This is a genomic window from Candidatus Zixiibacteriota bacterium, assembly GCA_020853795.1.
Lineage (GTDB): Bacteria > Zixibacteria > MSB-5A5 > CAIYYT01 > CAIYYT01 > JADJGC01.
The window spans coordinates 1-5,345 of sequence record JADYYF010000182.1 but is presented as its reverse complement, the minus strand read 5'-3'; the positions used below and the strand labels follow the sequence as shown (position 1 = coordinate 5,345).

Annotated in this window: 7 protein-coding genes; 2 read left to right on the top strand and 5 right to left on the bottom strand. The window is 59.3% G+C overall.

The window, feature by feature from the left end; genetic code table 11:
* Positions 1-120 precede the first annotated feature (120 nt).
* Positions 121-1,158, top strand: coding sequence for a fatty acid desaturase (locus tag IT585_14120; GenBank protein ID MCC6964384.1), 1,038 nt, complete (start codon positions 121-123; stop codon positions 1,156-1,158).
* A gap of 46 nt (positions 1,159-1,204) precedes the next feature.
* Here IT585_14120 and IT585_14115 read toward each other — a convergent pair whose 3' ends face one another.
* From IT585_14115 to IT585_14100, 4 genes are all read right to left on the bottom strand, one after another.
* Positions 1,205-1,738 carry a GNAT family N-acetyltransferase gene (locus IT585_14115; protein ID MCC6964383.1) on the bottom strand — a complete coding sequence of 178 codons (534 nt, stop codon included), beginning with the start codon at positions 1,736-1,738 and terminating at the stop codon, positions 1,205-1,207.
* 37 nt (positions 1,739-1,775) lie between these two features.
* Positions 1,776-2,009, bottom strand: coding sequence for an amphi-Trp domain-containing protein (locus IT585_14110; protein ID MCC6964382.1), 234 nt, complete (start codon positions 2,007-2,009; stop codon positions 1,776-1,778).
* Positions 2,010-2,032: 23 nt separating this feature from the next.
* A complete protein-coding gene (locus IT585_14105) occupies positions 2,033-2,491 on the bottom strand; it encodes a hypothetical protein (GenBank protein ID MCC6964381.1) in 459 nt (152 codons plus the stop codon).
* Between the two features lie 205 nt (positions 2,492-2,696).
* The gene (locus IT585_14100; protein MCC6964380.1) at positions 2,697-2,990 is read right to left on the bottom strand and encodes a hypothetical protein; all 294 of its coding nucleotides are present in this window, start codon (positions 2,988-2,990) and stop codon (positions 2,697-2,699) included.
* A gap of 129 nt (positions 2,991-3,119) precedes the next feature.
* On the opposite strand from IT585_14100, the gene IT585_14095 reads away from it, so the two are divergent.
* Positions 3,120-4,106, top strand: a complete 987-nt coding sequence (locus IT585_14095) for a D-cysteine desulfhydrase family protein (GenBank protein MCC6964379.1) — start codon at positions 3,120-3,122, stop codon at positions 4,104-4,106.
* A 47-nt stretch (positions 4,107-4,153) separates the two neighbouring features.
* Here the strand turns inward: IT585_14095 and IT585_14090 are convergent.
* A partial coding sequence (locus IT585_14090) for a tail fiber domain-containing protein (GenBank protein ID MCC6964378.1) occupies positions 4,154-5,345 on the bottom strand: 1,192 nt, incomplete at its 5' end.

Genomic DNA, 5,345 nt, shown 5'->3' with positions numbered 1-5,345 from the left:
TGATCCGTGCATTGTGCAGCCAATCTCATCGGCCGACAATCGGTGCGCCTTGACTTTCTCCGGAACGTCTCTGCACCTCGGTGTTCGCTGTAAACCCTTAAGACCCTGAGGAGAACATTCATGCAAGGAAACGCCCCGATCGACTCGGCTAAATCCGGGCGCGCTGCGCTCGAGCGCATCGTCGCCCGTCACTCCAAACCGAGCCGCTGGCGCAGCAATTGGCAGTTGATTAACTCGATTATCCCCTACCTGGCGCTCAACGTCGCTATGTACTTCACCCTCAGTGTCAGCTACTGGCTGACGCTCGGGCTGGCCGTCATCGCCGCCGGTTTTCTAATCCGCATCTTCATCATCTTCCACGACTGTGGTCACGGATCGTTCTTTCGCTCGAAGCGGGCCAACAATTTCTGGGGCGCCGTCGCCGGCGTGCTGACCTTTACGCCCTACTACACCTGGAAAAAACGTCATGCCGAACACCACGCCACTTCCGGCGATCTTGACCGGCGCGGCGTCGGCGATGTCTGGACGATGACCGTGAAAGAATACATCGCCGCCACGCGCGCCCAGCGAGCCTGGTACCGCTTCTACCGCCATCCGCTCGTCCTGTTCGTGCTGGGGCCGCTGCAAGTTCTCCTGATCCAGAATCGCCGCATCCTCCCCGGTTCCAATCGCAAGGATGTCATCAGTGTGATGGGCACCAATCTGTCTCTGGCAATCATTGTCGCCGCCGTCTGGTTGACAGTCGGAATCGAAGCCTATCTGCTGATACAGTTGCCGATCATCCTGATTGGACTGGCGCTCGGCATTTGGCTCTTCTATGTCCAGCACCAGTTCGAAGGAGTCTACTGGGAACGGGGCGAAAAATGGGACTTTGTCGCGGCGTCGTTGGAAGGCAGCTCCTACTACAAACTCCCGAAGATCTTCCAGTGGTTCTCCGGCAACATCGGCTTTCACCATGTTCACCACCTGAATTCGCGCGTGCCGAATTACCGACTGGAAGATTGTCATCACGACCTGACCCAGGTGCGACCGATCCCGGAAGTCGGGCTCTTTCGCAGTTTGCGCTCGTTGAAGTTCCGCCTTTGGGATGAAGATCGTCGCCAACTGATCAGCTTCCGGCAGTTTCGAAAGTTGCGTCTGCAGCCGACAACCGAGTAGCCCCGGCCTCGTTGGCTAAACTGATATCAGGCAGTGGCTCTGCACCCTACAGCCAGAGGATCATTTCCTCGTGGTCGACATACCGGCCGTCCGCAAGTTTGTAGCCATGCCGATTTATGCCGGTGGTGATGAAACCGAGTGAGGTATACAACGTGCGCGCCGCCGTCTGCGGCACCGCGACCGTCAGGGTCAGCATCTCCAAGCCTGCCATTGTTCGCGATTCGTCAATCACCTGCTGCATCAACATCCGGCTCAAACCGTGGCCGCGTCCCTCGGGTCGCACATAGACCGCCCAAATCCACGCCCGATGCCGTTCCTTCGCCGAGTCCTCGCGTCGAAACGCCACGGTCGCCACGATCCGCTCGCCGGTAAACGCCGCCAGCACAAACTTCTCCGGAAATACATCGCAGGGCGCCATCCAATCAAGCGCCTTCTCCTCCTCCATCGCCGCGCATTCCTCCGGCGTCTGTCCGAAGGCTTCCGGATGCAGGCGACACATCTCGATGCGCAGGTCTCGAAACGCCGCCGCGTCCGGCTCCCTCAATTTGCGAATGCTGTATTTCTGTCTGTCAGTTGTCACAACTTCAATGCGCGCAATTCCGCTCCCCGGTGAGTCTTCATTGAGTCTGCCAGCGCAACTGGAACTCAACCTCTTCCGCCCCGCCGCTGCGTTCATGCTCCAGACTGATCACCGCACCGGCTGGAATCGTGATCCGCTCGCCGGCGATCTGGATGCGAAACGGCTTGCCCGCCTCGATGGCATCGGCCAGCCGCCGCAATTTCTCTACGAATTTTCGCGGTGGATAGTTCTTCTCAATGTCGCGCTGACGCCTGCGCTTGGAAATTGGCATGTGTTGCATCTCCCTGAATACAGCTATTTCTCGGAGTGGTAGTGATGTTCGGTGAAACGTTTCCAACCAGACTTGTTCTTGGATTCGACGGCCCAATGGAAGCCGTCGCTTGCATCTGGCCAGTAGATCATGCGGGCGAGCCCCGCCGGCATCTGCGCCTCAAAGCCGATGGCCTCGGGGTGCACGTCCGTTACGTCGGCAAGCAGTCCGGTCGAGTTCTTGCCGTCGGAAGTGAATGACCAGAAGGCGATCCTGCCGTCGGCGTTTTCACCGATCAAGGCCAGTTCCTCATAGCCGCCCTTGCCGACACTCCAATTCGCGGCGAGTTGGATGTATTTGCCGCCGAGGATAGCCGTAAAAAGTCGCGTGCAACTGACCGGGCCCATCGGCGTCAAGGCTTTTGCGCACCAGGTACCCAATAGCGGCGTGAAGATACCGAGCTTGCCGCGACCGCGTTTCCAATGGTTAGGCGCCTTTGACATGATGCGATTCTACCTTTCTTCGATACGATTTCGGAAGCCAGTGGCTTGAACCTGCGTTGGGACGTGCATTCCCGTTGGTCAATCTACGCAGTGATCGGGAAAATGTTGGCGGCCGGTACTGTGATGTGTTCCAGCGAGCACCGGACTGCCTTCGTTCCCACACCACCAAGTCGAGCTCTTGCCGTCGCCGCGAGCAACGATTCAGTTAGGTCGCCTTAACGTACTCGGCTTCGTGCCAGTACACGGCGGCAAAGATCAGCGCCGCGACGACGAACACGATCAGAAACTCGAGCCGCCCGATGCCGAGCAACCGACGGAGCATTCCCAGCATAAATGCGGCGATGCCTGCGAAGACCAACGAATAGCCGAACACGCCTCTCCACTTTGCCGTCCAGATCAGCTCCGCGCCGCAGTGCTCGCAGCGCAGCCGCCGCGGATAGATCTTGCCCAAAAACTGCCAGTACGTCATCACCGATTTGGAACATTCGGGACACTTCATGGATAGCACTCTCCGTGTTTGATACAAATCAACCTAACCCGACCAGCCGACACTGTCAATCCGTTTCCCGGTCATGGCCAACGTGAGAAGCCCCCTTGACTTTCCGAAGCACGACCATATCATGCCACGATGAAACTCTCACAACTTCCCCGCTTTCCACTGGCGTGCCTGCCGACGCCGATCATGGAACTCAAGCGCCTGTCGGCTAAACTCGGCGGACCGAAAATCCTGATCAAGCGCGATGACCTCAATGGCCTCGCCTTTGGCGGCAACAAGACGCGCAAGCTGGAATTCCTCATCGGCGAGGCACTGGCCCACAACGCCGATACTGTGGTTACCGGCGGCGCCGCCCAGTCGAACCATTGCCGCCAAACTGCCGCGGCCGCCGCCGTCGCCGGCCTCGGCTGCCATCTCGTCCTCGGCGGCGAAGAACCGGAACTCGCCACCGGCAATCTGCTTCTCGATCAGCTTCTGGGCGCGTCCGTGCATTGGAGCGGCAGCACGCGCAAGGGCGAGAAAATACCGATCATCGCCGACCAACTGCGCGCTCAAGGCAAACGCCCCTATGTCATCCCCTACGGTGGCTCCAATGAAATCGGCGCGGTCGGCTTCGTCGAAGCGACCGCGGAATTAGCTGCACAGTCCGATGGCCGTGCGCTCGGCATCACCCACATCGTCTTTGCCTCCAGCTCCTGCGGCACCCAGGCCGGCATGGCCCTCGGTGCGCGGCTGTTCATGCCGAAAGTCGGTGTAATCGGAATTCGCATTGACAAAGATGAGACGGATCTCCCCTTCGAAGAACAATTGCCGAAGATCGCCAATGCTACGGCTGAACGCATCGGCGTCGATGAACGCTTCACCCGCGGCGACTTCCAGATTCGCGACCACTACCTCGGCGGCGGCTACGGCGTTGTCGGTGATCTGGAACGCAACGCGATCAAGCTGCTCGCCGCAACCGAGGGCATCATCCTCGATCCCGTCTATACCGGCCGCGCCATGGGTGCGCTGATTGACCTGATCCAGCGCGGCGAATTCACAAAATCCGATTGCGTCCTGTTCTGGCATACCGGTGGCACCCCCGCAGTGTTCGGCTACGCGCGGGAACTGGCCGTTTAGCAGCAAGTGCAAACGACTGCGTTATCGCCCCCCAGTTATTCGGTTCCTCACTTGCGATCTTGCGCGGGTGCGTTGATCTGCTGTCGCAACGAATCGATCTGCGCCTGCTGTGCCTTGACCGCTTCGATCAGGACGGCCACGATTCTGGAGTAGTCGATCGAGCGCGCATCAATACCGTTGTCTTCAAAGCGCACAATCTCGGGCAAAACTTCGCCGACTTCTTCTGCAACCAACCCAATTTCGCGAGGTCCGCCGTCCAGCGGCTTGTAGTTCACACCGCGCAGACGCAGGAGCTTGTCCAGCGCGCCGTCGATTGAGGTTATCTCCGTCTTCCACCGCCGCGAGCTATACGTCTCCCAGGCATTCGCCAGACCGCGCCCGCCCGCGTTGGAGGCGTTGGCAAGGGTCAGGACATTTGTCGGCGCGCCGACGCCGCGCAATCCGACATAAGCGTTGTTGCCCGGAATGTTGATGGCGTCGGTATAGGTGCCGTTGCCGTTGTAGCGGCGAATCTGCAGGTGCCCCTGGTTGCTATAGCTCAGGTAGGTCTCACCAGTGGCGCCGTATCCGAAATGGCTATTGCCGCCGTTATGGTAGAGGTTGATCGCACCCTTGTTGTCATTGGGCCCGATCGTCGGAACGCCAGAAAGCGTGACGTCGCTGTAATCCCAGCCAAGAAAAACTTCATTCACACCCACCAGAAATTGCGATGCCGCCGTCGTTGCCAGAGATCCGGAGAGCGGCGGGGGATCGTTCCAAACGAAACAGCCGTTGTGCAGCGCGCTCGCTTGTCTTCCGCCGGCAAAGGCGTTCCAACCCGCGACGACATTTCCTGTTCCCGCCAGAGCGACGCTGTTTAGTCCTGTGATTGAGTTCCCGCTTCCGCCGATGGCAACGGAATTCTCGCTGCTGACCGCATGACTCGAGCCGCCGAGGATCGCACTGCGGTCGCCGGTGACTGCATTTAGATTACCGGCCAGACTCGCGGATGCATCACCCGAAGCTTCGTTGCCGTGCCCTGCTGCGAGTGAACTCGCGCCGGAAGCGTCGCTGAGAGCTCCAATCGCGACCGAGCCGGCGATACTTCCCCCGAGCGCGCCATCAACCGTGCGTACTTTTGCAGCGTAGGGGACTGTGACGATCTGGCGACGCGGTGTCATCTCCGGATCGGAATTGATCTGGATGGAGAGGTAGAGTTCCGGCAGTTCGAGTACGCTCTCCGGGATCGGTAACGTCGCT